The organism is Paenibacillus sp. GSMTC-2017, from assembly GCF_016019935.1.
Classification (GTDB): domain Bacteria; phylum Bacillota; class Bacilli; order Paenibacillales; family Paenibacillaceae; genus Pristimantibacillus.
On sequence record NZ_JAECMT010000001.1, the window covers coordinates 493,666 to 520,562 of the forward strand.

The following is a 26,897-nucleotide window of genomic DNA, read 5'->3' on the forward strand; positions in this document are numbered from 1 at the left end:
GATTATCTTGTGAGTCTGAACAATTTTGTCAAAAATCCTTTGACGCCTCCACTATCAGATATCGGTTGTGGAATCTCCAGAAACTGCATAGCGATATGGCTAACTGCTTTAGCCGCTTCTGTATCTGGGAAAGCGATCATGAAAGGCACTTGTCGCTTCACAGCTTTAGAAACGTTTGAATCATCCGGTACGATGCCAAGTGAAGGAAGCTCTGATTGAAGAAAACGACTTGCTACTAGACTGATCTTATCAGCAGTCTCCCTACCTTCTCGCTCATCAGTTGCACGATTTACTATCAATTTGAATATGACATTCATATCCATACTTTTTACCATTTTGATAAGAGCATAAGCATCTGTTATTGATGTCGGTTCTGGTGTCGTAACGACTATTGTTTCTTGTGCTGCAGTTATAAACTTAACCGTTTCTTTGGACAACCCTGCGCCAGTATCAAACAAAATAATGTCATATTCACCATGAAGCTTTTCAATCTCAACAGCGAACCGGTTCAACTGCTCCTCAGACAACTCAAGCAAGTCTCTAAACCCCGAACCTCCAGCTATATAATGAAGGCCTTCTGGTCCATTTTGTACGATGTCCCAAATCGTTTTCTCCTGCTTTAAAAGGTGATAAAGACTATAGGTTGACGTTCTCCCCATCAGTACATCAATATTCGCCATACCGATATCTGCATCGAATACGAGCACTTTTTTTCCTAACCTTTGAAGAGACAAAGCGAAGTTTAAACTAAAGTTAGACTTCCCAACGCCACCTTTACCGCTCGTTACTGTAATTACTCTTGTTTCTTTTCGTTCTAGGCGAAGCTCCTGCTGCTTGACTAAATTTCGTAATGCTTCTGCCTGATCATTCATATTCACTTGCTCCTAATAACATTTGTACATATTTTTTCGCTTGGAATGGTTCAATATCATCCGGTACGGTTTGACCACTTGCCATATGTGTCGGATACAACTCATATTTCAGAATTAAGTTAAGGATTGCTCCATATACGATTGTTTCATCTAGCTTTGTGAATAACACTTTATTAATTCCGAATTTACTGAACCGCTCTGCAACAATCGCCATATCTGTTGTTTTTCCAGTAAGACTGAGTACTAGAATCGTTTCGCTAGGTTCTTTCGTTTGCAAGAGACTATTTACTTCAGAAACATGAAGTTCGCTTCTAAAGTTGCGTCCCGCAGTATCCATCAAAATGAGATCCCGACTCTCAAGCTGTTTGTGGGCTTTGGGCAAATCCATTGGTGAAAAAACAACTTCGAGCGGTACATTCAAAATATTCGCGTATGTTCTTAGTTGGTCAACTGCCGCAATTCGATAAGTATCAGATGTAATGAAGCCAACCTTTTTGCCTAACTTAATCGTTTGCTCAGCTGCAAGCTTTGCAATTGTTGTTGTTTTTCCGACTCCAGTTGGTCCTACAAAATGTAAAACGCGGACTTCTGTATTAAGTTGAGCCTTGCTGTATGGTTCTAGCCAACCTTCAATAATACGAGTGGCATTTAGCCAAACTTCTTTGTTATCAAAAATCCGCTCAGATTGCTTCTGTTCTTCCAAAAGTGTATCAATTAACTTATCTACCAGCTCATGTTCCATCTCTTGTAGAATTAATCGGTCTTTCAGTGCTAGTAGAGGTTCCGATAAAGTATTATGATCCGATTGCTGTTTCGTCAACTTAACCATATATTCCCGAAGATCACGTATTTCATCGATGATGAACTGTTCCCGCTCGATTCGTTTATCTGAAGGCTTTTCAATAATGGGAACTGTCGGTAATTGAGGTGGCTCCATAACGGCAGTATTTGAACGCTGAGCTGTCTGTAATATCTGCTCAACGACTGCATTTACTTCCGGGCTCGGTTTGCGCTGCTGTGTCTCAGCATTTTTCTGAGCACCGGTTTCAACTGCTGCTATAACTTCCATCTTCTTTTTGCCGAACATCCCCATAAAGCCTCCGACTCGAATTTCTTTCGAATCAAGTATTACGGCGTCTTTGCCAAGATCTGTCCGTATCATTGAGACAGCTTCTGGCAGTGCGTTTACAACGTAACGTTTTACTCTCATAAATTCACCACCCCGACGCTTTGTACTTCGATATTCGGCTCAAGTTCACTGTAAGACAATACAGGTACATCTTGCATCGTTCTTTCGATTATTTGTCGCAAATACATACGTATCGTTGGAGAGGTCAATACAATTGGCTGTTGTCCCGATTGTATTTGTCTACTCACTTGCTCGTTAAGTTTTTGGTAAATTTGTTGAGTCGATACTGGATCAAGAGCAATATAGCTTCCTTGTTCCGTCTGTTGAACAGATTCTGCAATTTTCTTCTCAAGTTGTGGCCCTACAGTAATGACTCGAAGTGTATCTCCATTTGGTGTAAACTGCTGAGTAATTTGACGTGATAGAGATTGCCTTACATATTCGGTCAAAACATCAGGATCCTTTGTGTAATTACCATTATCCGCAAGCGATTCGAAAATCGTAACTAGATCTCGGATAGACACTTTTTCCTTCAATAACTTCGCAAGTACTTTCTGGACATCGCCAACTGTTAAAATGGATGGTATTAACTCGTCCACTAGTGCCGGGAAAGATTCCTTCACATTTTCAACTAACATCTTAGCTTCTTGTCGTCCAATTAATTCATGTGCGTGACGTTTAATAATTTCGGTCAAATGTGTAGCAACGACAGAAGGCGGATCAACTACTGTGTAACCAGATAATTCTGCTCTTTCTTTCATCGCTTCATCAACCCAAATCGCTGGTAATCCAAACGCTGGTTCTGTTGTTTCGATTCCGATAACTGAATCATCTTCGAAACCCGGGCTCATTGCTAAGTAATGATTAAGCAACAGATCTCCTCGTGCGACTGTATTTCCTTTTATCTTAATGACGTATTCGTTAGGTTTAAGTTGAATATTATCTCGAATCCTGATGACCGGTACGACTAGACCAAGTTCAAGTGCACACTGCCTCCTGATCATTATGATCCGATCGAGTAAATCGCCACCCTGCTGTGTGTCTGCAAGTGGTATTAGTCCATATCCAAACTCGAATTCGATTGGGTCTACTTGAAGTAAACTTATTACACTCTCTGGGCTGCGAACTTCTTCGATCTGTTGCTCCTCAACGAGCAGTTCATCTTGTTCTTGTTGTTTCACAAGTTTCTTCTGCATGCTCCAAGCACCTACCGTCATAATGACTGCAAATGGCCAAGTGGCTAACGGACCAATTGGAGTAAATCCAAGCACAAATATTGTACCTGCGCAAACATAAAGCATTTTCGGATATCTGAAAAGTTGTGATGTGATATCTTCTGATAAATTGCCATCAGATGCTGCTCTCGTTACGATCAATCCAGCAGCAGTAGAGATGAGCAATGCTGGAATTTGTGCGACCAACCCGTCACCGATTGTTAATATTGAAAATGTCTCTAGTGATTCTCCAAATTCCATTCCATGCATCGCCATACCGACGACAAATCCACCGATTAAGTTTATGATCATGATGATAATCGTTGCAATCGCATCACCTTTTACAAACTTACTGGCACCATCCATCGAACCATAGAAGTCAGCTTCACGTTCAATTTTGGAACGACGCTCACGTGCTTGCTTCTCATTAATAAGACCCGAGTTAAGGTCAGCATCAATACTCATTTGTTTACCCGGCATAGCATCAAGCGTAAATCTCGCTGCTACTTCAGCAACCCTCTCGGAACCTTTCGTAATAACGATGAACTGAACGACAACGAGGATTAGGAATACGATAAAGCCTATCGCAACATTACCACCGCCAACCCAACTACCAAAGGTAGCAACAACTTCACCGGCTTCAGCATGTTGCAAGATTGCTCTTGTCGTTGATACACTAAGTGCAAGTCGGAATAAGGTAGTTACAAGTAGTAGTGTAGGGAAGATTGAAAAGTCCAATGCTTCTCTCGTATTCATCGCAACTAGCAAAATCATAAGTGCGATAGAGATATTAAGTATAAGTAAAATATCGATAAGTAGAATCGGGATCGGGATAATCATCATGAGTACAATTCCGATGACACCCAATATGATGAATAAATCCTTAGCTTTCATGATGCTACCTCCTCCCGTGCAATTTAGGACCTCTTCTTGCGCCCTTTCATTTTATATACTTGAGCCAATACTTCCGCCACAGCTTGGAACAAGTCTCCCGGTATAACATCTCCGATCTCAGCTCGTTCGTATAACGCTCTGGCTAGCGGCTTGTTTTCCATCGTTAAGACACCATTTTCTTTTGCAATTTCTCTAATTCGTAGAGCTACATGATCCATTCCTTTAGCAAGAATAGTCGGTGCTTCCATCTTAGTGGAATCATATTTAAGCGCAATTGCAAAGTGTGTCGGATTCGTAATGACTACATCAGCTTTAGGTACATCTTGCATCATCCGTTGCAATGCCATTTTCCGTTGACGTTCACGGATACGACCTTTGATGAGGGGATCACCTTCTGATTTTTTGTACTCATCCTTTATATCCTGCTTAGACATCTTAATGCTCTTCTCGTGCTCGTATTTCTGATAGAGAAAATCTAGAAATGCAAGAACCGTAAGAACTGCACCAATTTCAATTCCTAGACTTACCGTTAAACCTGCTGTAAAAGAAAATATATCATTTATCGGCATAGATGAAAGTGCAAGCAACGTGTTCCATTCACGAATTAGTGCAAAGTAGACGAGAACTGCGATGATTGTAACTTTCAAAATACTTTTAAAAAATTCAGCTAAACTTTTCATTGAAAAAATTCGTTTAAATCCTTCAATCGGATTCAGTTTTTTTAATTGCATCTTAAGGGGTTCGCCAGTCATTAAAAATCCGAATTGAATGACATTTCCTACGACACCAATAATCATAACGATTGCGAAAATAGGTAGAAGTATAATTAACAGTTCTTTTGTAAGATGATAAAATAAAACGAGTATATTGGCAGATGTAAGCTCCATCGTGAGCCAATCTTGAAACAAACCGTAAAATAATCCGTTGATACGTTCCTTATAAAAATCACCTAACATACTAAAAGAGGCAAATACGAATAACAAAATGATTGCACCAGGCAAATCTTGTGATTTTGCGACCTGCCCCTTCTTTCTGGAATCATCTCGTTTTTTAGGAGTCGCTTTTTCTGTCTTCTCCTGGTTAAACATCTGCAAATCTAGTTCAAAGCGATACGTACGCACGAAAACAGCCTCCTATTGCCCTTCTGGCGGTCCCTGTACGACACCAAACAACTGCTCCAAGGACTGAAACATAATAGAAAACAGTTTATCAAACAACATTGCCAATCCAGGCATAAGTAGAACGAGCAAAAATAGACCAATAATAATTTTGAGCGGTATACCGATAACAAACACGTTAAATTGTGGCGCTGATTTCGTAAGAAAGCCTAACCCGAGGTCAGTTAAAAACATCGCTACAACTAACGGTGCAGAAACTTGTAACGCTAGTAGAAACGTATTACTTACTGTTCTTGTTAGAAAATCAGATACTCCACCGCTCATAATTCGGCTATAAAATTCATTTGATAATGGCATCCATTGATAACTATCCATCAAACCAGTCAACATATAATGATGACCGTTCATCATCAGAAACGTAACGAGCATAAGCATGTATTTGAAATTCCCTAAGAGCGGAGCCGAAGCTCCCGTATGGGGATCAACTACATTGGCCATTGCGAATCCGACTTGGAGATCCATTAACGAACCTGCCGTCTGTACAACTGAAAAGAACAAGTAACAAACATAGCCCATTGTCAGTCCGATCATGATTTCTCTTAAAATGACGAGTACATACCCAGCGTCTGTGACTACCGTCTCGCCAATTCCATATGTGAGAAAGACGATAAAAGAGATAAAAAAGCCAAGTCCAATCTTGAACGTACTCGGCACACCTCGCGACGAAAAAACAGGTGCTACGACGAAAAACGCAGTTATTCGACAAAAGATAAGCAAAAAAATAGGGAAACCCTGTACGATTGCATCCATCAATTCACTACCTAACCGATGTAATTGTGAAGATTGTTCAGTAGATTGTAAGTGAAGTCAACAACCGTATTAAGAATCCAAGGACCAAAAACGATAATAGATAGAAATACAGCTACAATCTTCGGAACAAAAGCAAGCGTCTGCTCCTGAATCTGTGTTGTTGCTTGAAACACACTAATAATTAAGCCAACTATCAGAGCAAGAACGAGCATCGGAGCACTAGCCTTTAATACAACATAGATAGCTTCGCCGGCTAATCCGATGACAAAATCAGCACTCATCCCCGTTTCCTCCTACCTTCATCAAGTGCTGAAACTCAGCAGCAATGACTTTACGATTAAATACCATCCATCAACTAACACGAATAGAAGCAACTTAAACGGTAATGAAATCATGATCGGCGGTAACATCATCATCCCCATCGCCATTAATGTGCTGGACACTATCATGTCAATAACCAAAAACGGAATGAAAATCATAAAACCCATTTGGAATGCTGTCTTAAGTTCACTTATCGCGTAGGCCGGAACAAGTACGGTCAGCGGTATTTCTTCATAAGATGATGGTTTTTCCGTTTTCGTATAGTTCATAAAAAGTAATAGATCTTTTTCCCTTGTATGGGAAAACATAAACTTTTTCATTGGGACTGCAGCTTTTTCAAGCGCTTCCGTTTGTGTTAACTCACCCTTTATATAGGGCTGTAGAGCAACTTCATTTACTTGTCCAAATGTCGGTGCCATTATAAACAAGGTAAGAAATAAAGCGAGACCAATTAATACTTGGTTTGGCGGCATCATTTGTGTTCCAAGTGATGTTCTTACAAAACTAAGAACAATAACGATTCGTGTAAAACTTGTCATTAGCACCAATATTGCTGGAGCTATACTTAGCACTGTTATTAATAGGAGTAGTGACAAGGCGCTTGTCCCTGGCTGCTCCCCACTACCATTATCACCGATGTTTATTGAAATATCGGGTATTGGTTCAGCGAATGCTTGAGTATGAAACAGTATGGACAGCAACAGAATAGCGAAAAAGGACAGCCACTTCTTATTTCTCATCATCCATCAACCGTTCATTCTTATTATGGTCTTGCAGCAAAGATTCGAGCTGTTCTTTACGATCTGCGCCCTTTTTTAGCTTACTGTCCAGCATTTGCTGAAAGGATGAAGGAGCATTCCACTGCTCGTTGCCAGATTCTTTATGCGAAGTTGTTCGATTGCGCCATTTCTGAATAAGGCCAGTCAAATCTTTTGTTGTCCAGCCGTTATCACTTTGACGTTCGAGTGATGCAATGACTGAGGCCACGTCATCAGGATCTTCAAGCTTATCTAACAAAGTTATCGTTTGACCAACACCTACGATGTAGATACGCTCGCCAATTTCTACAACTTGCATAGAACTGTTCTGACCTAAAGAAATACCACCAAGCGATCGCATGGAACGATTCGCTCCCCAGAGCTGATTTCGCTTAGAAAGCCATTTGATCACATAAAGAATGAGAAAGATGACGATTGCAAGCGCCACCATAACCCAAACCATATTTCCTAACAATTCACCCGGATTCGTGCTCGGCACTGGGGCAGGTTTACCATCATTCAGCATACCGCTGCCGCTGGAATCAGCAGCGGCAACAATCGGCATAACAGTAATCCCTATAACTGTTAATAACGCCATTCCTAATCTAGATTTCATCATCACAGACAACCGTTATCCAAGTGTTTTCTTGATCGCTTCAATAACACGATCTGCTTGGAAAGGCTTCACGATAAAATCTTTAGCACCTGCTTGGATTGCATCTATAACCATTGCTTGTTGCCCCATAGCGGAACACATAATAACTTTTGCACTAGCGTCGATTTTTTTAATTTCTTTTAGTGCAGAAATGCCGTCCATTTCAGGCATTGTAATATCCATTGTAATTAGGTCTGGCTTAAGTTCTTTGTACTTCTCGATTGCTTGAGCACCATCTTGTGCTTCACCTACTACTTCATATCCATTCTTTGTTAAAATATCGCGAATCATCATACGCATAAATGCAGCGTCATCTACGATCAAAATTCTGTTTGCCATCTTCATTTCCTCCTAGGATGTTATTGTAATTTTTGAATGCGGTCCCATTGACTTACGATATCTGTGACACGAACACCGAAGTTCTCATCTATAACAACAACCTCGCCTTTGGCTATAAGTTTATTGTTCACCAGAATGTCCACAGGCTCACCAGCAAGCTTGTCCAGTTCAATGATCGATCCTTGCGAAAGCTCTAAAATATCTTTAATTTGCTTCTGGGTCCTTCCTAATTCTACAGTGACCTTTAGCGGTATGTCGAGTAATAAATTGAGATTAGTGCCTTCCATTGTAACTTCTGGAGCATTATTAAAATTAGCAAATTGAACAGGTTGAACATTTACGTTTCGATTTACATTTTGTGAGAAATTCCCTTGTCCCTGGTATCCCATTTGTTGGTCGAAACCATAACCCATAGGTGGTTGGTGCTGCATCTGTTGATTCATCGGCTGATTCATCGGTTGTTGCATTTGTTGCTGCATTTGTGGAGGTTGCGTCATTGTAGTTGCAGCTGTCTGCTGCATAGCTACTTGCTGTTCAGCTACTGCTGGTACTTGTTGAACCGTGGCAGCTACTTCATCCATCCCGCTTTCACCCATTAGCGTAGACACCATTTGTTTCGCAAAGGAAACCGGTAGCAATTGCATAATCGTAGAATCGATCAAATCACCAATCGTTAAATGGAAAGATATTTTAATAAAGACGTCTACTGGAGGCAGGTGCCCCAAGCCATCACCGTTATTAACATCTAAAATATCGATTCCCGGAGGAGAAATGTTAACGAATCTATTAAAAATGGTCGACATTGATGTAGCAGATGATCCCATCATTTGGTTCATTGCTTCTTGAACAGCACTGATGTGAATTTCATTTAATTCTTCTAAAGTCACATCACCTTCGCCGCCAAGCATCAAATCCGCAATAATTTGAGCATCTTTTGTACGAATAACGAGGGAATTAATACCTTCGAAACCATCGACGTATTGAACACTCACTGCTACATGCGGTTTAGGGAAAATATCACCCAGTTCTTCGCGTCTAACAAGCGTAACTTGAGGAGTAGTGATGTCAACCTTTTTACCAAGCAATGTTGATAATGCAGTTGCTGCACTTCCGAAAGTAATGTTTCCAATTTCCCCTAGTGCATCTTGTTCAATGGAAGACAAGTAATCAGAAAGCTGAACTTCATTTGCTGGTAGTTGAACTTCATCAGGCTCATTAGAGGACTGACGAAGCAATGCATCAATTTCCTCCTGTGACAAATAGTCTTTACTCATCATAATCTTCTTCCGCTCCTTCAGTTACAATCTCGTCCACCTGTATCGCAAGCTTGTCTCTAACTGAGCCAGGACTACCTATGAACTTAAGCTTTTCTCCAACTTTTATTTTCAGTCCTTCATCTACTGGCTTATTTAATGTAAGAACATCGCCGGCGCTCAACGATAGAAACTCGCTTATTGTAATCGTAGTTTCACCTAGCTCGGCAACGATAGGAAGCCTAGCTTTATTGACGCGCTGCTCCAGAATTTCAACCTCTTCAGGAATACGTTCCTTTTTCTGAGAAACAAACCAATGATGAACGGACAATCTAGGCATAATCGGTTCCAGCACAACATGCGGGATACACAAGTTGATCATACCAGTTGTATCACCAATTTTTGTGCTGAATGATATTAACGCTATCGTTTCATTAGGTGAAACGATCTGCATAAACTGCGGATTCGTTTCCAGCGCTTCTAGTCTAGGCGAAATATCAATAATTGTTTTCCATGCTTCTTGCAAACTTTCAAATGTTCTAGCAAAAATACGTTCCATTACTGTCGTTTCAATTTCTGTAAGATTATTTATTTTCGATGGAGCAACGCCTTGCCCTCCAAGCATGCGATCCAGCATTGCGTAAGCAACGTTCGGATGCACCTCCAGAACCATGCGGCCCTCTAACGGTTCAGCTTCAAAAATGTTCAAAATAGTCATCTTAGGAATTGATCGTATAAACTCATCATACGGTAGTTGTTCCACATCAACGACATTGATTTGAACAAACGTCCGAAGTTGCGCCGAGAAATAGGTTGTCAAATATCGCGCGAAGTTTTCGTGAATGCGAGTCAAGCTCCGGATATGATCCTTCGAGAAACGAACTGCACGCTTGAAGTCATACACACTTACCTTACGCGATACCTCTTCCTTTTTTAGATCCTCCGCATCCATTTCACCAGAGTCTAATGCTGCGAGCAGGGCGTCAATTTCGTTCTGCGATAATACATCAACCAATTCTCTCACCTCCTTCGAGGAAAATTGCTTTTAATTGTTATAACTTTGCAATCGTGAAGTCAGTTATTTCTACTTTCACTAATTTGCCTTTTGGAATTATCGGATTGATGAGGGTGAGCAACTTCGATTCAAGCGCATCTTCCCCTTTGGAGCCATTAAGCTCTTCTGCAGTCATATCCGCAAGTGTGCGGCTAATGATCGGTTTAACTTCAATCTCTAACAACTTATCGAAATCTTCTTTTGTTTTCTTTTTATCCAATTGAAATGCGAAATTCACAATGACAACATACTCGGGATCTTTAAGGTTACGTCTGAACTCTTTAAGCTCAGAAGTTACTTCTACTCTTTCTGTAGCAGTAAGCACCTCGATTTTAACTGGTTCTTTTGCTTCTTTGGCGTCAGCTTCATCATTAAAAAGTGATTTAAACAAAATGATAGCTACAATTGCTATAAGAGTAATAGATAACAATATGGTAATTAACCAAGGCAACATCTTTTTCATGTTGTAGGCCCCCCTGTTTGTTCACTCATTTGGGCCGCAGCAACGAGGCCAATACCTTGAAGATATTTCTGATTAAGCCCGATTAAATCAGTGGTCTTTTCCTTCACCACCAGCTTTTTTCCAGTTGTAAGAGTTATAACCGTATCAGCTGACTCTTCAATCATTTCAATAAGAAGAGCATTTATAGTTACTTTGGAACCGTTCAAACGCGTTACAGTAATCATCAGCTACCCCCCTTTGTATGTAGAGGAGGCTGAAACAGCCTCCCGCTCTCTAACCTAGTCTATTAACTCTAGCGTTTCAAATTCACAACCTCTTGCAAAATTTCATCAGAAGTAGTTATGATTCTGGAGTTCGCTTGGAAACCGCGCTGTGCTACAATCATTTCTGTAAATTCTGCTGTCAAATCAACGTTTGACATTTCAAGCTGACCAGAAATGATCGCACCTGTTCCAGTTGCCGGATCATTTGCAAACTGCAACTCGAATGTTCCTCCTGGGTTAGCATTAACTGTCATGCGGTACAAATTACCACCCAATTTTTCCAAACCGCTTGGGTTAATCACTTTTGCAATACCAAGTCTAGCAACCTCTACTTGGCCGTCTGCTGTAACACCAATAATCGTACCATCTTGGCTTATGCTGAACCCAGTTACCTCTTCATCAAGAACGATTGGAGCACCGTCTTGTCCAAGGACGAACAATCCGTCACCATTAACAAGTTGTCTAGCAGCGTCGAGCGTAAAATTACCTGCGCGAGTTAACATTTGCTCAGTGCCATCTCCAGCTGATACAACAAAAAATCCGTCGCCATCGATACGCAAATCAGTTGCTTGGTTAGTTGTCATTGCACTACCAGCCGTATGTATCGTATCAATTGCTCCGATGGATACACCAAGTCCAATTTGTTTCGCGTTTACACCACCGCGCTCTCCTTCTTCTGGAGCCGTTACACCAGAAACGGTTTGACTCAAAATATCTTGAAACATGACGCGACCAGCTTTAAAACCTACTGTATTCACGTTTGCAATGTTGTTACCAATTACGTCAAGCTTAGTTTGAAACCCTCTCATACCGGATACGCCGGAATACATCGATCTTAACATGGTTTCATTACCTCCAATGGGTTAGGTTTACGATTAAAGTTGCTTCAGTCGATCCACAACTTAAGGCTTCCTGTTAGGTCCAGCCTTACGATAAAATAATCGCACTATCAATCTTTGTAAATACGTTGCTCTGCATTTGCTTACCGTCCATTGCTGTAACTACTGTGCGACTCGGGACGTTTACAATCATTGCGAGATCCTTCATTACTATTAAAGAATCTTTAGCACCTTTGGAAGCAGCATCGTCAACAGCCTTCATAATTTGTGATAATGATTCTGGCTGCAACGTAATTCCTCTTTGCTCCATACGTACTTCAGCATGATGACTGAATTTCAATACTTTAGATTCAAGCAGATCTCGGAATTCGGTAGACTGCGGTATACGCCCAATTGATCCTTTTACTGACTTATCAAGTTGCAGAGGTGTCGTCTTGATTGGAAATAAATGACCGATTCTTATTCCGTCACTCATGGTGTTACCACCTCTTCCTTCGCCCCATCTCCATCTGTTGGTGTTTTTTCAGGTTTTTCTGGAACAATAGGCTCTGTCTCTGAAATGGAAACAACATAATCAAGTGCAATTTCTTTTTCGCCTACTTTGGCAAATAGTAGACCATCTTTGGAAACGATAGAGTCAGCTATGCCTTTATGAGCGGTTACTGCGCCTTTGTCATCATACTCATTCCACTGAATCCACTTTCCGATCAAACTAGAAGCAGATCCAATGCTTTGACGCATGAGCGACAACTCCGTTGACATATTCATCAACTGCTCAACAGATGTAAATTGTGCCATTTGTGCAATAAAATCTTTATCTTGCATCGGCTGCATCGGATCTTGATTTCGCAATTGTGTTACTAATATCGATAAAAATTGATCTTTGCCAAGTGCGTCAGATGGTTGCCTGCTCGCTGCTGCCAGTACATTTTTTTTATCGTAATGAGGCCATACCGTTTTTGTCGATACACTTTCTGCCATTGCTGTTCACCCCCGATCAGTTATGATACGTCATCGTTTCAATTAGGCTGTTTCATTAATTGACCTGCCATAACCAAGACCATGAATTGCAGCTTGCTCGACCATTTCACTCTCAAAAGCAGTGTCTCTCACATTTTTGTCATCTCTAAAGCCTTGACCATTGTTAGATGACTGTTGACCTTGATTCCCTTGACCGGGATGTTGGTTTGTAAGCTGCGAAGCTGAAGTACTTTGGGTTACTTCAAGTTTTTCAACCGTAAGTCCCTGTGCTTGCAACGCTGCTCGTAGTTGAGCCATCTGATTGTCTAACAAGTCTTTAGCCATTGCTGTGTCCGCCTGGAATACAGCTGTAAGCAACCCGTTCTGCATTGAAATTTTTACATCTACTTGACCCAAATGCTCAGGGAACAATATCAACTTTGCTTCTGACATTCCATTCAGCGTACGTACATCAAACTTCTGAACGATTAAGCCATTCATCGTTTCGGCAAAATTTTCAGCTACAACAAACTCCGTTGCTACTGTTGTTTTTGCTAAAAGCGGAGCAAATTCCCGTGTTTGATCTGGTACGATAAACGAAACTGGTGAAGCGATAACATTCTCAGCAGCAGTTAGAACAGTTGTCCCTTGCTCTGTAGCAGGTTGATTTGATGCCGCTGTATTCGTAACATTAAATAGTGATGGATGTATGGCCTGTTGTGACAGGCGCTGTAGATGTACTCCCGCATCTTTTGTCGTTGACGCTTGCACATTCAGCCATGCTGGTGCTCCTTCTAATGCTTTATCAGACTTTTTCCCTTGACCAACAACTTCCTCTGCTAATCCAGCAGCAAATGCCTGAAGTTCATTTGCGATTATTGATAACGGCTCCTGACCTTTTATTTGACTCAAAGGGCCTTGCTGAAGAAGCACCTGAAGCTGAAGTAATGAGTTTTGAAGTGCTGACTTAACCTCAATTGTTGCAAGTTCAACATGTTCTGCGTTGGAACTTCCTTCAATAAGGTTAGTAGCTTTAAATTCCTGCTCTGGCAATGGGATACCTAACAAGGATAGTAAAGCATTCAGTTGCTCCAACATTGCTTCAAGTTCTTCAAGTGACGGTTCATGACTAGATTGTTCTTCACCTTCTGTTACTTCCAAACTATCCACAAGTCCATCAATCATCGCCATAACATCTTCAGTTAATAGCTGTGTTTCACCATTAGTTGCAGTTGTTATCGCACCTAACTGATTAATTACAGCGACAAGAGGGGAAGATTCGTTTACCGCTTGACCGTTATCAGAGTTACTGACGATTTGTTGAACTAGTACTTGCTGAAAGTCGTCAGAAGCTTCAGCACCTTGTTTAGAACCAGAAACCGAAGTACTCGCTGTTGATTGCTGTGGTGTTGAGACTGTTGTTGGGATCATCATCTCCATTGTTTTTCACCTCCTTTCTCATTCCTGACTATAATTTAAGCTAGTTTAAGATCCTGACATTAATTTGGTCATTATACTAGCTGCAGCAGCCTCATCAATGTTGGACATTTCCGTCAAAATGGAAGACCTTGTTGCATCGTTAACTGAATTAAGAATACGCAACACTTTGCTAGGGCTAATTTCCATCATCTTGATAAGCATCTCTCCAGCACTTTTTGCATCCATTGCTGAGAATGTAGCGCTAAGCTGATCAGGGTCTAACGTAGAAGAAACTGGTTTGTCGGTATTGTCCTCTTCTTTGTCTAATCTCGCCTGAAGCGCCGCGATTTGCATATCTTTGACGCCTTCACTATCTTTCATCTTCATCGTAGCGTCTGCAGCAATCTTAGGATCCATCTTTTCCATAATACGAACGCGATCATCAGGACGCATTGCTGAGAAAAGTAGCACTACCTCATCAAGTTCCATGTTCTGCACAATTGGTGCTGCCTTACTTGGAGCCATTTTAGAAAACATGCTTGCAAGTTCTGTAATTTTCGCACTATATTGCTCTCCATCTAGTTGCTTATCCTCATTTAGTTTTTTTAGGGAAGTATTCTCTTCTTGCAATCCCTTAACCGTTTGAGTTTGAGAGTCTGTTGTTGACTTTGCTGTTTCAAGTTCTGACTTAGCTGCTGCAAGCTCTGTTTCAAGCTCTTTTATCTTCTCCGTCATCTTAATTGAACGAATTTGATTATCATCCATAGAATTACCTGCAACTTTTGGCTCCGGCAAAACGTTCTTTAATACAGGTACGGATTGGCCGACTTGCAGCGCTTTATTTCGGAAATCGACATCAAACAGCGATAATAGAACGAAAAGCAGTACAACGACGAATATAATAGGCACCATCATGAACATAAATCGCTCAAAACCGCTATACCCTTGTTTTTCAAAACCTGTATCTGCCAATTCCATTCACTCCTCTAGCGGGCATTACACATCATTAAGGTGTTGGCATCATAAAACGTACAGTTGCCATTTCGTCGAGTTCATTCTGTTCCTTTAGTTGGAGAGCTTGACGGAAACGATCGAACGCATGGTCTTTCGATTTGAGCCATACTTTCTCGTCTTTCATCTTGTCTGCAAGCTTTGAACGATTCTGATCGACTACTTTTTCAGCCTTCATAACATCCTTCATTTTGCTTGCGATGCAAGTTTGAAGATAATCTAGATATTGTCCGATTACCTGGAGTTCAGATAACGGCACTGCTTGTATAGAGGCATCTTGAAGCTTTTGCTCCCAAATATGTTTCGTATCATGTAGTTGCTGGAGCAATTGCTCTTCCGTTGACAACAAACTTAGTGCAGTAGATAGCAGCCATTCAGCTTGTGTCTTTTCACTCGTCTTCAAATCAACAACTTTTTGAAAGGAATAATGGAAGGACGCCATTTATGAACTCAACTCCTAGAAAATTCATTAATTAATCGTTCCTGTGTTTCATTTAAGCTCACTTTTTCAGTTGTTTTCTGCTTTGCAAATGAAAGAATGCTATCGATATTTTGGATTGCAAGATCAATTTCTTTGTTTGAACCTTGCTGATACGCCCCAATATTGATAAGGTCTTCCGAATCTTTATATATAGCAAGCAGTCGTTTTAACTCATTTGCAGCATCTTGTTGCTCTTCGGTTACGATTTCTTTCATTACACGACTAACTGACTGCAAAACATCAATAGCTGGAAAATGACCTTTGTGTGCTAAATGTCTACTAAGTACGATGTGCCCGTCCAATATACCGCGAACAGCATCAGCAATCGGTTCATTCATGTCATCGCCATCTACTAAAACAGTGTAAAAAGCAGTAATTGAGCCTACTATCCCTGTACCTGCTCGCTCAAGTAATTTCGGCAAAGCCGCAAATACAGAAGGGGTATATCCTCTTGTTGCAGGCGGTTCACCAATTGCAAGACCAACTTCGCGAAGCGCCATTGCATATCGCGTGACAGAATCCATCATCAACATGACGTTTAAACCGCGGTCACGGAAATATTCAGCGATTGTTGTAGCGATCAATGCGCCTTTCATCCGAATGAGTGCAGGCTGATCTGATGTAGCAACGATAACGACAGAACGGGCTAGTCCTTCTGGTCCTAAGTCTTTTTCTATAAACTCAAGCACCTCTCTGCCACGTTCGCCGATTAAAGCAATAACATTTACGTCAGCAGATGTATTTCTTGCTATCATCCCTAGCAAAGTACTTTTTCCTACACCTGATCCAGCGAAAATACCGACCCGTTGTCCTTGTCCTACTGTTAGCAGTCCGTCGATGGCTCGAACACCTATGCTTAAAGGATCAACGACTCTCGGACGACTAAGTGGATTGCTAGGTTCGTTATGGGTAGAATAGTGCTGCATCCGACTAGGAAGGAACGATCCATCGAGCGGATTTCCTAAACCGTCGAGAACTTTACCGAGCAATTCTGAACCTACTTGAATCGTTAATGGTTTTCCTGTACCGACGACATCACACCCAGGACTTATTGAATGCAAATCACCAAGCGGCATCAGAATTACTTTATTGTTTCGGAAGCCTACAACTTCAGCCTTAAGGGGCTTAGCTCCCTTCGACGGATAGATGTAACAGAGATCACCGATACTTGCATCAGGACCTTCGGATTCAACTGTTAAACCAATTACTTGTGTTACTTTCCCATTAACACGTATTGGATCTATCGGCCTGAGATGGTCCAAATATTTGTTAACATCCGGATTACTCGCGGTCATTTGAATAGCCTCTTTCTTCGCTGCTCTGATGTGCGAGCTGTAACAGTTCTCGTTTTATTTCGGATAGCTGAGTATCAATACGAGCATCGATGCTACCAAATACTGATCGTATGACACATCCATTGTCCTTTACAGATGAGTCAGGCAATATTTGCAACTCCGCTTGTGAATCAATAGTCGTATGTAGCTCTTCTCTAGCAGCTTGCACGAATGCTAGTTGTGTAGGTGAAACACACAATGTGATTACACCTTGCTCTCTTCTTCTAGATAACGATTTTCTAATTAACTCAATTGCCATTTCTGGTGCTGTAGTTAATTGTTGTCCAATTATTTTTTCTGCTATTGCGCAACTCAATTCGACCAAAAACGGTTCCGCTTCATGGATGATTTGTTCACGCATTGCATAGGCTTGTTTAAGTACATCAGATGCTTCTGTCAGCTTGGAATCCCATTCTTCCTGAAGTTTAGCTACAGATTGGGCCGAGCCTTCAGCATATCCAAGCTCAAAACCAGATTGTCTGGCGAGTTCTGCAGCTGTTTCATCCTCAGCACGTTTTTGCAACCACCAAACATCAATTTGTTGACCAGTTTCGGTTAACATCCGTTCGCATTCTTGTGTAGATTCAAGCAATTGATTTGCAGCAAAGGCTTGTGCATCTTCCAAAATTTGATCACGGAGTGAAATCGTCTCTTCATCTGGACCGACAATTTCTTCTTCAACTTGATAGTCTGCTTCGCCACTGATTTTTACCAAATAGGGATTTGACCATTGCAATTTTTTAAATTGATCAACTGGCACAACGCTGGATGATTTTATCAAATTAGACAATGATATCATCCCCTCCGCCGCGTGCGATAATAATTTCACCCGACTCTTCTAACCTACGGATAGTAGCAACGATTCTTGTTTGTGCTTCTTCCACGTCACGCAACCTGACAGGACCCATAAATTCCATTTCCTCTTTGAACGTTTCCGCCATCCGTTTGGACATGTTGCGGAAAATAGCTTCACGAACTTCTTCGCTGGCAACTTTGAGTGCAAGCTGTAAATCTGCGTTTTCGATATCGCGAATAATGCGCTGAATGGAACGATTGTCGATATTGACAATATCTTCGAATACGAACATCCGTTTTTTAATTTCTTCAGCGAGTTCAGGATCTTGAATTTCTAGTGCATCTAAGATAGTACGTTCTGTTCCGCGGTCAACACCATTCAAAATTTGGACAATGGCATCTATACCACCAGCATTCGTGTAGTCCTGTGTAACAGTAGATGACAACTTTTGTTCGAGCACTCTTTCCACTTGTGAAATAACTTCTGGCGATGTGCTGTCCATAAGTGCAATTCTTCGTGCTACATCTGCTTGTTTGTCCTGCGGTAGTGAAGACAAAATTTGAGATGATTGTTCTGATTGCAAATAAGATAAGACTAGTGCAATCGTTTGAGAATTTTCATTTTGAATAAAGTTTAAAATTTGTGTTGGTTCTGCTTTTCTGGCGAAATCAAATGGTCGAACTTGTAATGTTGCCGTCAACCGATTAATAACATCCAGTGCTTTCGTTTCACCAAGCGCTTTTTCAAGAATTTCTTTCGCATAGGAGATACCCCCTTGAGAAATATATTCTTGGGCCATACATATTTGATGAAATTCACTTAAAATAACTTCTCTGTCTTGGCTATCAACTTTTCGAACATTGGCAATTTCGAGTGTTAGTTGCTCTATCTCTTCATCACGCAAATGTTTGAATATTTGAGCTGAAACTTCAGGACCTAACGTTATTAATAATATTGCTGCCTTTTGGCGTCCCGATAAACCTTGCATCGCTTTTGACAACTAGAACACCTCTATTCGTCCACTAGCCAAGTGCGAAGAAGATTGACGAATTCGTCAGGCTTGCGTTTGGCAAGTGTTTCAAGATTTTTACGGGCTTGACTGTCGTTGTTAATACTTTCCAAATCAAGCGTTGGATACTCTACTTTAGATGGAGCAGCTAGTTCAATACTTTCTATCTCTTTTTGCTTGCGCTTACGAGCTAGCATAAAGATTAATCCGCCGATCAAAGCAAGTGCAGCAACACCGATTCCAATTACCCAAGGTAAAGATATCCCTGTTGCCGAATTGGTTGATGCATTTTCAACGAACGTACCAGCAATTAACGATACTTTCTTATTAATGACTGCGTCATCACTAACATCTTGTCCTGAATCAGCGAGCTGAGCTCGTACTAAAGTTGTTAAATAATTCATAACTTGAGTTCTGCTCTGTTCATCATTCAATTTTTCGGCTTCGATGCCGATACTAATAGAAAGATCTTTTAGGACAAAAGGCCCTGATTGAATGCTGTTGTTAATGCGATTAAAGTCATAGTTTTTCAGTTGCGAACTAGTTTCGGAAGTACTGTTCCCTTGTGCATTAGCCTCATAACCTGGAATATCCGTTTCACCAGTACCTGGAACACCACCAGCTTGACCAGATGATCCTGTTGACGATGAGTTGTTTGACTCTTCGCTTACGATGATCCCGTTGTTGTTGTTGTTTTCTAGCGGAAGCACTAGATTTTCTTCAGTAAGCTTTTTATCGAAATTCATGCTACTAGATATACTTACTACAAGATTTTCCGAGCCTACGATTGGTCCTAGAAATCCTTGAATGTTTTTCTTAAGTTCCGTTTCATACTTACGTTGAATTTGGAATTGCATTTCAACTGCATCTGCATTTCCTGATGCTACACCACCAGCTTCAGATGAGACAAGCTCGCCATGTTGTGTGCTTGAAATCGTAATGTCTTTGACTGCTAGATCAGCAACTGTCGCTTGAACTAGATTGTAGTATCCATCAACATCTTTTTGTGAGGGACGGAATCCCGGTTTAAACTTCATAACAATTGCAGCAGAAGCTTGTTTGGCTTCCTCAGTCGTTAAAAATACACTTTCTTCTGGCGAACTTATAAGAACTTTAGAACTTTCTACTCCTTGAAGACCGTTCAATAGTTTCTGAACTTCTCCGTTTAATGCATTTTGATAGATGACATTAAACTCATTTTCGGTATGGCCTAATTGGGAAGAATTAGCACTGAATACTTCAAATCCGATTGAACCATTTTGAACAAGTCCTTGTGAGCCAACATCTACTTTCACTCGTGCAGCTTCTGTACTTGGCACCATAATGCTTGTACCATTAGCACTTAGCTCATAAGGAATGTTATTGCCGTCCAAATAGGTCATAACGGCAGCTGCATCAGTTGCGTCTAGATTTTGAAATGCCAGTTCATATTCTGTTCTTGTGAACACAATTGTTAACAATATAATTGTCAACAATATCCCGCTAATAGATGCCCCCAACCATATTTTTTGTTTTCTGCCCATCTGACTCCAAAAATTGCCGAGTCGCTCGCGATACTGGGCCAATCTCTCGTTCACATTGTCACCTCACCCAAATTCTATGCTAGGAAGAAAGTATGTTTAAATTTGCATCCGCATTATTTCTTGGTACGCTTCTACGACCTTATTGCGGACTTGTGAGGTAAGTTGCAAACTAAGATGAGCTTGCTCAGATGCTAGAAGAACTTGTGTAACATCAACTTTGCCAACCAAATATTGATCATTCATCTTATGCACATGTTTTTCTTGTGCATCTACATTATCAAGTGCTGTTTGCAGGAACTGACTAAAATTTTGAGTCAATTCTGCCGGAGTTGATTGCTCAATCGGCTTAGTCGTGATCAGTTTTGTGGGAGCCATCTGGCCCATAGATATCGATTGAATCATCAGCTTTCCTCCGCAATCAATTTTTATTATGCTCTTCCAATTTCAAGCGCTTTGACAAACATAGACTTTGTTGCATTTATTGCGGTAACATTCGCCTCATAAGAACGGGAAGCAGCAATCATATCAACCATTTCCTTCGCTACGTCGACATTTGGCATATGTACATATCCGTTAGTGTCAGCATCAGGGTGAGTAGGATTATAAACGAGTTTACTCGGTGTATGATCTTCTTTAATTTTTGCTACTCGTACACCTTGAGTCGATTTATTCCCGCCAAGTTCATTAGCCAAAACGTTTGAGAATGACTGTTGCATCGGTTCAAGCACGACGAGTTTACGCTTATATGGCTCGAACTTTCCATCAACATAACTACCTCGAGTTGTTTCAGCATTAGCGATGTTGGATGAAATAACATCCATACGCATCCTTTGTGCCGTCAAAGCAGAGGCACTAATATCAAATCCGTTTGACAACTTCACTTATTAACTCCTCCCTTCAATACCTGTTCGCATCATTTTTATATCATGGTTGATCTGTTGGATATAAAAGTTATAACTTAATTGGTTTTTAGCTAATAACGACATTTCTCGCTCAACATCGACATTATTCTGATTATTGTTCATTGAAGTCGATTGATCGGTAACGACCTCAGCAGTAGGTACTCTAGAAGAATTAGCACCGATTGGGATATGCCTACTGTCCGTTCTTCGTCCGGAAAGCTGATTTAACCCCTCATTCCCCATCGATTGTTCTAGTAATTGCTCAAAAAGAACTTCCGATCGTTTGAAATACGGTGTTTCTGCGTTAGCAACATTGTTCGATATGACGCGTTGCCGCATTTCGGCAGCATATACCGCAGATTCCATACGTTTAAATGCAGCGCCATTCAACAAATTCATGTAGTTTCACCACTTTCGCTTAGGTATCTTAAGTTAACGTATTCAACAGAATGTTCCCCATTCCTTCTTTGTTCGACATAAAATTATTAAAAAAATGAGATGAATATGTCGATTTATGCTGTCTCGATAATCTTCTTCAATTACCTAATTTATTACAATAAGAAAATAGCCCTATCTTTGTTCAAAGATAGGGCTACTGTAGGCTTTTAGGCCTAGGACTATGATTTTATCTTTTTAAGCTCCTGAAGCAATTGATGGTTCAATATTCGGATATAAGTACCCTTCATACCGAGTGATCTTGTCTCAATTACTCCCGCGCTTTCGAGCTTACGCAATGCGTTTACGATTACTGAACGAGTAATACCTACACGATCAGCAATTTTGGAAGCTACTAGCAAACCTTCCTTACCATCCAACTCTTCAAAAATATGCTCAACTGCTTCAAGTTCACTGAAAGACAATGAACCGACCGCTACAGAAACGACAGCACGGCTACGAACTTCTTGTTCGATTTCCTCTGTGCGCTCCCTTAAAATTTCCATTCCGACAATCGTGGAGCCATACTCAGCAAGTATGAGATCGTCATCATCGAATGCTCCTGCAGGTCTTGTGAGCACTAATGTGCCTAAACGATCTCCACCGCCGATAATTGGAACAACAGTCATGACATCTTGGTTTCCAAGCCTTGCAAAGGACTCAAATACTCCTTGATCAGGGGAAACATTCGTAATAGATTCTTGCGCTTCTAGAAAGCCCGCATTCGTCGTTTGAGAGAAACGTAGCTCGTCCACAGAAAGCGTCCGAATATAATCATGATCGTAAATATCTACTGCTGCACAACCTAATATTTTACCTCTTCTACTTACAACAAACACATTGCTTTGAATCGTCGAACAAAGTACTTCAGCCATTTCTCTGAAGCTAAGCGCTTTACCGGCTGCACGTTGAAGCAACCGGTTAAGCGTTCTTGTTTTATTTAATAAACTCATTTCTTAATGCCTCCTAAAACTGTAACCACTACAAGATATATTGACTTAAATCACGGTCTTGCGCAATGCTGCCAAGTTTGTCTCTCACATACTGGGGAGTTATCGTCATTTTTTCCAGAGAAAGTTCCGGCGCTTCAAATGACAAGTCCTCAAGAAGCTTTTCAAGAATCGTATGAAGCCTTCTTGCTCCTATGTTTTCCATATTTCTGTTCACGTCAGCTGCTATTGAAGCTAACTCGCGAATCGCTTCCGGCGAAAATTCAACTTCAATACCTTCTGTTTGCAACAATGCAGTATATTGCTTCGTTAAAGCATTTTTTGGCTCTGTTAATATGCTAATAAAATCATCTAAACTAAGACTAGTCAGCTCTACACGAATAGGGAATCTCCCTTGTAGCTCTGGAATAAGATCCGATGGTTTAGCGATATGAAATGCACCAGCAGCTATAAACAGTACGTAGTCCGTTTTAACAGGACCGTACTTAGTCATTACCGTTGATCCTTCAACAATTGGCAATATATCGCGCTGAACACCTTCTCTTGATACGTCAGGACCAGAACCACGGGAAGGACTTGCAATCTTATCAATTTCATCGATAAAAATAATCCCGCTTTGCTCTGCACGTGTAATGGATTCAGAAATAACATCATCCATATCGATCAATTTATTAGCTTCTTCTTGAATCAAAGCTTTACGAGCTTCTTTTACTGGCAATTTGCGTTTTTTCGCCTTCTTAGGCATTAACTGTCCGAATAGTTCTTGCATATTCATGCCCATACTTTCAGGATTTTGCCCAGAAAGCATATCGAGCATGTTTGGTGAAGAGTCTTCTACTTCAATTTCGATTGATTCATTTTCTAACTTCCCTGCTGCAAGCTGCTCACGAATCTGAGAACGCTTCAGATGAAGCGTATTGTCTTGCTCCTGGTCTTTCTCTTCCTCTTTTTCCTCTTGCGAGCCGCCGAATAGCATCTCAAAAGGATTTTTGGAAGGTTTGGTTTTTACAGCAGATGGAGCGAGTAAAGTTACAATTCTTTCATTAGCAAGTTCTTCTGCTCTATCCTTAACATGCTCAGTCTTTTCGGTTTTCACCATACGAATAGCGGTCTCTACTAAATCCCGAACCATTGACTCTACATCGCGTCCAACATAACCGACTTCAGTGAATTTTGTTGCTTCCAGTTTGACGAAGGGAGCTTTTACTAACTTAGCGAGTCTTCGTGCAATTTCCGTCTTACCTACACCAGTAGGTCCGATCATCAAAATATTTTTGGGTACGATCTCATCACGCAAAGCTTCGTCTAACTTGCTTCTGCGATAACGATTGCGAAGAGCGACCGCAACAGATCGTTTCGCATCCTTTTGACCAACAATATACTTATCTAGTTCCGCAACGATCTGGCGCGGTGTGAGTGCATCATGTCCCATTATTTAATCGCCTCCGCTATCATCTATACGATTTCTTCAACAATAATATTATGATTCGTAAACACACAAATCTCTGCAGCAATTTCAAGCGATGATCTAGCCATATCCTTAGCTTCCATAGTTGGAGCATGTCGTTTTAGCGCTCTAGCAGCAGAAAGCGCAAAGGTGCCTCCTGAACCGATTGCCAATATTCCATCATCAGGCTCAATGATTTCACCATTTCCTGAGATAAGCAGTAATCCTGTCTTATCCATAACAAGCATCATCGCTTCAAGCTTCCGCAAAATACGATCAGTGCGCCAGTCCTTTGCCAGCTCTACTGCAGCACGTTGCAAATTACCATGATGCTCTTCAAGCTTAGCTTCAAACTTCTCAAATAGAGTAATTGCGTCAGCGACAGAACCTGCAAATCCCGCGACGACTTGACCACGATATAGTCGTCTTACTTTCTTCGCGTGATTTTTCATGACCATACTGTTGCCGAAAGTTACTTGACCATCACCGGCAATTGCGCCCTTACCCTCATGTCGTATTGCACATATCGTCGTAGCATGAAACTGCATTTCCATTACGATGCCTCCTCCAAAGTTTCTGTGAAGAAAAACTTAATTTCGAAAGTCTAACTAATACTTTAAAGTCTCACTTCATAATTCTATGCCAAATTAGCTTTAAGCAATGTCTAGTTCTATAAGAATATGCTTAAACATAAATTCTCTAGTCTACTCTACGGCTGAATGCTGTAAATGTTCCTGTTTAAATTGTTCAATTTGTTCAAGTGCCCGATTCGCAATAGCTTCATTCTTATCTTTTTTACTGCGCATACGAGTTTCAAGCGGCGGGAACAGACCAAAATTGGCATTCATTGGTTGAAAATGTTTAAAGTCAGCTGTCGTAATATAATGCGCCATACTGCCAAGAGCCGTTTGCTCTGGAAGCACAAGAGGCTCAAGACCTTTCGCTAAGCGTGCAGCGTTAAGACCCGCAATAAGCCCGGAAGCAGCAGATTCCACATAACCTTCTACACCAGTCATTTGTCCAGCAAAAAATAGTGTTTCTCTTGCTTGAGTCTGATAAGTAGGTTTTAGAAGTCGCGGTGAGTTAATAAAAGTATTTCGGTGCATAACACCGAATCGAACGAATTCAGCATTCTCAAGACCAGGAATGAGTGAGAACACTCGTTTTTGCTCGCCCCACTTCAAGTGAGTCTGGAAGCCTACCATATTATACAGTGTTCCAGCCGCGTTGTCTTGACGCAATTGAATTACGGCATGCGGTAGCTTTCCAGTATGCGGATTAACTAACCCAACCGGCTTCATCGGTCCAAAAAGGGCTGTTTGTTTACCACGGCTCATCATAACCTCAATCGGCATACAACCTTCAAAATAAATCTCTTTCTCGAACTCCTTAAGTTCCGCTTTCTCTGCAGTAATAATTGCATCATAAAAAACGTTAAACTCTTCTTCAGTCATCGGACAATTCAAATAGGCTGCTTCACCTTTATCATATCGTGATGCAAGATAAACTTTACTCATATCTATTGAATCTTTTTCGATAATTGGTGCTGCAGCATCATAGAAGTAGAAATATTCCTCACCTAACAGGCTTTGAATTTGTTTAGAAAGATCCGGTGCTGTAAGTGGTCCTGTAGCAATGACTACGATACCATCCGTTGGAATTTCAGTTACTTCTTCATTTCTAACTTCAATTAATGGATGATCGTGAAGTCTACGTGTAACTTCTCCTGAGAAGCCGTCGCGATCTACTGCTAATGCTCCTCCTGCAGGAACAGCATGTTGATCAGCGCTGCTTAAGATGATGGAATCCAGACGGCGCATTTCTTCCTTCAAGACGCCTACAGCGTTCGCTAAGCCGTTTGCGCGAAGACTATTACTACATACGAGTTCAGCAAATTGATTCGTATGATGAGCTGGTGTTTGTGTTACTGGACGCATTTCATATAATACAACGGGCACACCCTGAGAAGCGATCTGCCATGCAGCCTCGCTCCCAGCAAGTCCTGCTCCGATTACTGTTACTTTTTGATGTGACAATTTAAGTCATTCCTTTCGATAGTAAATGATACCCAAACCCACAGGGCAGGCATTCGAACCCACCCAAACCCTCCCTTCCAAGGGAGGGCCCCTAGGCGCTGCGCCCTCTGGACACCCGCTTCGAGAAACGTTGGAGCTATTGTGTCTGTATGAAGATATTTTGTGCTTGGAGCGCTCTGGTCCCCTTGGGACACGCTAGAATAAGAGTAAACATAGTTAGTGTAATGACAGTAAGTACTGTAAACTTCCCAGCATTAATTCAGTTCTAGCTGTAAGGGCACTTTTTACCCTTAGAGCTACCTTCACGACCACTTTTGCTGCTGTAAGAGCACTTTTTGCCCTTACAGCTACTTTCATAGCCACTTATATAGCTATTTCAGCGACTTTTTTCTATTGCTTACATCCGATTAACAAATACATTACTAATGGGATGTCAGGTCTTAGAACAACATCATCCTCCCTTGTTCAGGGAGGACGTGTTGTTCAATATAATAGGTTGTTTGGTTAGCTATGTGTTAAACGCTGTTTTTTCAAAACTATTATAACTTAGATTCAACAGAATCAGCTACTCCTCGAAGAACCAGTGAAGTTCGAAGTAATTCATTTTCAATG

Annotated in this window: 30 protein-coding genes; all 30 read right to left on the minus strand. The window is 41.1% G+C overall.

Features of this window, described 5'->3' with window-relative positions; all coding sequences use genetic code 11:
- Positions 1-2: 2 nt before the first annotated feature.
- Positions 3-872 carry a MinD/ParA family protein gene (locus I6N90_RS02215; RefSeq protein ID WP_197933875.1) on the minus strand — a complete coding sequence of 290 codons (870 nt, stop codon included), beginning with the start codon at positions 870-872 and terminating at the stop codon, positions 3-5.
- Complete coding sequence (gene flhF / locus I6N90_RS02220) at positions 865-2,082, minus strand: flagellar biosynthesis protein FlhF (RefSeq protein ID WP_197933876.1); 1,218 nt, start codon at positions 2,080-2,082, stop codon at positions 865-867. Before flhF ends, I6N90_RS02215 begins: the two co-directional genes overlap by 8 nt.
- Positions 2,079-4,109 carry a flagellar biosynthesis protein FlhA gene (gene flhA / locus I6N90_RS02225; protein ID WP_197933877.1) on the minus strand — a complete coding sequence of 677 codons (2,031 nt, stop codon included), beginning with the start codon at positions 4,107-4,109 and terminating at the stop codon, positions 2,079-2,081. The genes flhF and flhA overlap by 4 nt, the downstream gene beginning before the upstream one ends.
- 23 nt (positions 4,110-4,132) lie before the next feature.
- Positions 4,133-5,230, minus strand: a complete 1,098-nt coding sequence (gene flhB, locus I6N90_RS02230; RefSeq protein WP_332262380.1) for a flagellar biosynthesis protein FlhB — start codon at positions 5,228-5,230, stop codon at positions 4,133-4,135.
- Positions 5,231-5,242: 12 nt separating this feature from the next.
- Complete coding sequence (fliR, locus tag I6N90_RS02235; protein ID WP_197933878.1) at positions 5,243-6,037, minus strand: flagellar biosynthetic protein FliR; 795 nt, start codon at positions 6,035-6,037, stop codon at positions 5,243-5,245.
- 11 nt (positions 6,038-6,048) lie between these two features.
- On the minus strand, positions 6,049-6,318 hold the full coding sequence (gene fliQ, locus I6N90_RS02240) for a flagellar biosynthesis protein FliQ (RefSeq protein ID WP_197933879.1): 270 nt from the start codon (positions 6,316-6,318) through the stop codon (positions 6,049-6,051).
- A 21-nt stretch (positions 6,319-6,339) separates the two neighbouring features.
- Positions 6,340-7,098, minus strand: coding sequence for a flagellar type III secretion system pore protein FliP (gene fliP, locus I6N90_RS02245; protein WP_197934769.1), 759 nt, complete (start codon positions 7,096-7,098; stop codon positions 6,340-6,342).
- The gene (locus I6N90_RS02250; protein ID WP_197933880.1) at positions 7,088-7,735 is read right to left on the minus strand and encodes a flagellar biosynthetic protein FliO; all 648 of its coding nucleotides are present in this window, start codon (positions 7,733-7,735) and stop codon (positions 7,088-7,090) included. The genes fliP and I6N90_RS02250 overlap by 11 nt, the downstream gene beginning before the upstream one ends.
- A 12-nt stretch (positions 7,736-7,747) precedes the next feature.
- Positions 7,748-8,110 (minus strand): response regulator, encoded by a 363-nt coding sequence (locus I6N90_RS02255; RefSeq protein ID WP_197933881.1) that lies wholly within the window; start codon positions 8,108-8,110, stop codon positions 7,748-7,750.
- A 20-nt stretch (positions 8,111-8,130) separates the two neighbouring features.
- Positions 8,131-9,387, minus strand: coding sequence for a flagellar motor switch phosphatase FliY (gene fliY / locus I6N90_RS02260; protein WP_197933882.1), 1,257 nt, complete (start codon positions 9,385-9,387; stop codon positions 8,131-8,133).
- On the minus strand, positions 9,377-10,378 hold the full coding sequence (gene fliM, locus I6N90_RS02265; RefSeq protein WP_197933883.1) for a flagellar motor switch protein FliM: 1,002 nt from the start codon (positions 10,376-10,378) through the stop codon (positions 9,377-9,379). Before fliM ends, fliY begins: the two co-directional genes overlap by 11 nt.
- A gap of 37 nt (positions 10,379-10,415) precedes the next feature.
- Entirely contained in the window at positions 10,416-10,880 is a 465-nt protein-coding gene (locus I6N90_RS02270; protein ID WP_197933884.1) for a flagellar basal body-associated FliL family protein, read from the minus strand.
- On the minus strand, positions 10,877-11,104 hold the full coding sequence (locus tag I6N90_RS02275; RefSeq protein ID WP_197933885.1) for a flagellar FlbD family protein: 228 nt from the start codon (positions 11,102-11,104) through the stop codon (positions 10,877-10,879). Before I6N90_RS02275 ends, I6N90_RS02270 begins: the two co-directional genes overlap by 4 nt.
- A gap of 68 nt (positions 11,105-11,172) precedes the next feature.
- Positions 11,173-11,985 carry a flagellar basal body rod protein FlgG gene (gene flgG, locus I6N90_RS02280; protein ID WP_197933886.1) on the minus strand — a complete coding sequence of 271 codons (813 nt, stop codon included), beginning with the start codon at positions 11,983-11,985 and terminating at the stop codon, positions 11,173-11,175.
- 85 nt (positions 11,986-12,070) lie between these two features.
- Positions 12,071-12,457: a TIGR02530 family flagellar biosynthesis protein gene (locus I6N90_RS02285; protein WP_197933887.1), complete on the minus strand. Its 387-nt coding sequence runs from the start codon at positions 12,455-12,457 to the stop codon at positions 12,071-12,073.
- Positions 12,454-12,963: a flagellar hook capping FlgD N-terminal domain-containing protein gene (locus tag I6N90_RS02290; protein WP_197933888.1), complete on the minus strand. Its 510-nt coding sequence runs from the start codon at positions 12,961-12,963 to the stop codon at positions 12,454-12,456. The genes I6N90_RS02285 and I6N90_RS02290 overlap by 4 nt, the downstream gene beginning before the upstream one ends.
- Before the next feature lie 42 nt (positions 12,964-13,005).
- Complete coding sequence (locus tag I6N90_RS02295; RefSeq protein WP_197933889.1) at positions 13,006-14,382, minus strand: flagellar hook-length control protein FliK; 1,377 nt, start codon at positions 14,380-14,382, stop codon at positions 13,006-13,008.
- Between the two features lie 45 nt (positions 14,383-14,427).
- Positions 14,428-15,333 carry a MotE family protein gene (locus I6N90_RS02300; protein WP_197933890.1) on the minus strand — a complete coding sequence of 302 codons (906 nt, stop codon included), beginning with the start codon at positions 15,331-15,333 and terminating at the stop codon, positions 14,428-14,430.
- Positions 15,334-15,367: 34 nt separating this feature from the next.
- On the minus strand, positions 15,368-15,814 hold the full coding sequence (gene fliJ / locus I6N90_RS02305; protein ID WP_197933891.1) for a flagellar export protein FliJ: 447 nt from the start codon (positions 15,812-15,814) through the stop codon (positions 15,368-15,370).
- Between the two features lie 8 nt (positions 15,815-15,822).
- A complete protein-coding gene (gene fliI / locus I6N90_RS02310; protein ID WP_197933892.1) occupies positions 15,823-17,148 on the minus strand; it encodes a flagellar protein export ATPase FliI in 1,326 nt (441 codons plus the stop codon).
- Positions 17,135-17,977, minus strand: coding sequence for a FliH/SctL family protein (locus I6N90_RS02315; RefSeq protein WP_197933893.1), 843 nt, complete (start codon positions 17,975-17,977; stop codon positions 17,135-17,137). The genes fliI and I6N90_RS02315 overlap by 14 nt, the downstream gene beginning before the upstream one ends.
- Positions 17,970-18,971, minus strand: a complete 1,002-nt coding sequence (gene fliG / locus I6N90_RS02320) for a flagellar motor switch protein FliG (protein WP_442950937.1) — start codon at positions 18,969-18,971, stop codon at positions 17,970-17,972. Before fliG ends, I6N90_RS02315 begins: the two co-directional genes overlap by 8 nt.
- Positions 18,972-18,994: 23 nt before the next feature.
- Positions 18,995-20,569 (minus strand): flagellar basal-body MS-ring/collar protein FliF, encoded by a 1,575-nt coding sequence (gene fliF, locus I6N90_RS02325; RefSeq protein ID WP_197933895.1) that lies wholly within the window; start codon positions 20,567-20,569, stop codon positions 18,995-18,997.
- Between the two features lie 42 nt (positions 20,570-20,611).
- On the minus strand, positions 20,612-20,917 hold the full coding sequence (gene fliE / locus I6N90_RS02330; RefSeq protein WP_197933896.1) for a flagellar hook-basal body complex protein FliE: 306 nt from the start codon (positions 20,915-20,917) through the stop codon (positions 20,612-20,614).
- A gap of 26 nt (positions 20,918-20,943) precedes the next feature.
- Complete coding sequence (gene flgC / locus I6N90_RS02335) at positions 20,944-21,396, minus strand: flagellar basal body rod protein FlgC (protein ID WP_197933897.1); 453 nt, start codon at positions 21,394-21,396, stop codon at positions 20,944-20,946.
- A gap of 3 nt (positions 21,397-21,399) precedes the next feature.
- Positions 21,400-21,816 (minus strand): flagellar basal body rod protein FlgB, encoded by a 417-nt coding sequence (gene flgB / locus I6N90_RS02340; RefSeq protein WP_197933898.1) that lies wholly within the window; start codon positions 21,814-21,816, stop codon positions 21,400-21,402.
- 218 nt (positions 21,817-22,034) lie between these two features.
- The gene (gene codY / locus I6N90_RS02345) at positions 22,035-22,805 is read right to left on the minus strand and encodes a GTP-sensing pleiotropic transcriptional regulator CodY (RefSeq protein WP_197933899.1); all 771 of its coding nucleotides are present in this window, start codon (positions 22,803-22,805) and stop codon (positions 22,035-22,037) included.
- Between the two features lie 28 nt (positions 22,806-22,833).
- Positions 22,834-24,234: an ATP-dependent protease ATPase subunit HslU gene (gene hslU / locus I6N90_RS02350; protein ID WP_197933900.1), complete on the minus strand. Its 1,401-nt coding sequence runs from the start codon at positions 24,232-24,234 to the stop codon at positions 22,834-22,836.
- Positions 24,235-24,257: 23 nt separating this feature from the next.
- A complete protein-coding gene (gene hslV, locus I6N90_RS02355) occupies positions 24,258-24,803 on the minus strand; it encodes an ATP-dependent protease subunit HslV (RefSeq protein ID WP_197933901.1) in 546 nt (181 codons plus the stop codon).
- Between the two features lie 150 nt (positions 24,804-24,953).
- On the minus strand, positions 24,954-26,285 hold the full coding sequence (trmFO, locus tag I6N90_RS02360; protein WP_197933902.1) for an FADH(2)-oxidizing methylenetetrahydrofolate--tRNA-(uracil(54)-C(5))-methyltransferase TrmFO: 1,332 nt from the start codon (positions 26,283-26,285) through the stop codon (positions 24,954-24,956).
- Positions 26,286-26,897 lie beyond the last annotated feature (612 nt).

Coding starts and splice junctions, on each gene's coding strand:
- I6N90_RS02215 (WP_197933875.1), bottom strand. CDS start 872: ATGAATGATCAGGCAGAAGCATTACGAAATTTAGTCAAGCAGCAGGAG.
- flhF (WP_197933876.1), bottom strand. CDS start 2,082: ATGAGAGTAAAACGTTACGTTGTAAACGCACTGCCAGAAGCTGTCTCA.
- flhA (WP_197933877.1), bottom strand. CDS start 4,109: ATGAAAGCTAAGGATTTATTCATCATATTGGGTGTCATCGGAATTGTA.
- fliR (WP_197933878.1), bottom strand. CDS start 6,037: ATGGATGCAATCGTACAGGGTTTCCCTATTTTTTTGCTTATCTTTTGT.
- fliQ (WP_197933879.1), bottom strand. CDS start 6,318: ATGAGTGCTGATTTTGTCATCGGATTAGCCGGCGAAGCTATCTATGTT.
- fliP (WP_197934769.1), bottom strand. CDS start 7,098: ATGAGAAATAAGAAGTGGCTGTCCTTTTTCGCTATTCTGTTGCTGTCC.
- I6N90_RS02250 (WP_197933880.1), bottom strand. CDS start 7,735: ATGATGAAATCTAGATTAGGAATGGCGTTATTAACAGTTATAGGGATT.
- I6N90_RS02255 (WP_197933881.1), bottom strand. CDS start 8,110: ATGGCAAACAGAATTTTGATCGTAGATGACGCTGCATTTATGCGTATG.
- fliY (WP_197933882.1), bottom strand. CDS start 9,387: ATGATGAGTAAAGACTATTTGTCACAGGAGGAAATTGATGCATTGCTT.
- I6N90_RS02270 (WP_197933884.1), bottom strand. CDS start 10,880: ATGAAAAAGATGTTGCCTTGGTTAATTACCATATTGTTATCTATTACT.
- I6N90_RS02275 (WP_197933885.1), bottom strand. CDS start 11,104: ATGATTACTGTAACGCGTTTGAACGGTTCCAAAGTAACTATAAATGCT.
- flgG (WP_197933886.1), bottom strand. CDS start 11,985: ATGTTAAGATCGATGTATTCCGGCGTATCCGGTATGAGAGGGTTTCAA.
- I6N90_RS02285 (WP_197933887.1), bottom strand. CDS start 12,457: ATGAGTGACGGAATAAGAATCGGTCATTTATTTCCAATCAAGACGACA.
- I6N90_RS02290 (WP_197933888.1), bottom strand. CDS start 12,963: ATGGCAGAAAGTGTATCGACAAAAACGGTATGGCCTCATTACGATAAA.
- I6N90_RS02295 (WP_197933889.1), bottom strand. CDS start 14,382: ATGGAGATGATGATCCCAACAACAGTCTCAACACCACAGCAATCAACA.
- fliJ (WP_197933891.1), bottom strand. CDS start 15,814: ATGGCGTCCTTCCATTATTCCTTTCAAAAAGTTGTTGATTTGAAGACG.
- fliI (WP_197933892.1), bottom strand. CDS start 17,148: ATGACCGCGAGTAATCCGGATGTTAACAAATATTTGGACCATCTCAGG.
- fliG (WP_442950937.1), bottom strand. CDS start 18,971: ATGCAAGGTTTATCGGGACGCCAAAAGGCAGCAATATTATTAATAACG.
- fliE (WP_197933896.1), bottom strand. CDS start 20,917: ATGATTCAATCGATATCTATGGGCCAGATGGCTCCCACAAAACTGATC.
- flgB (WP_197933898.1), bottom strand. CDS start 21,816: ATGAATTTGTTGAATGGCGCTGCATTTAAACGTATGGAATCTGCGGTA.
- codY (WP_197933899.1), bottom strand. CDS start 22,805: ATGAGTTTATTAAATAAAACAAGAACGCTTAACCGGTTGCTTCAACGT.
- hslU (WP_197933900.1), bottom strand. CDS start 24,234: ATGGGACATGATGCACTCACACCGCGCCAGATCGTTGCGGAACTAGAT.
- hslV (WP_197933901.1), bottom strand. CDS start 24,803: ATGGAAATGCAGTTTCATGCTACGACGATATGTGCAATACGACATGAG.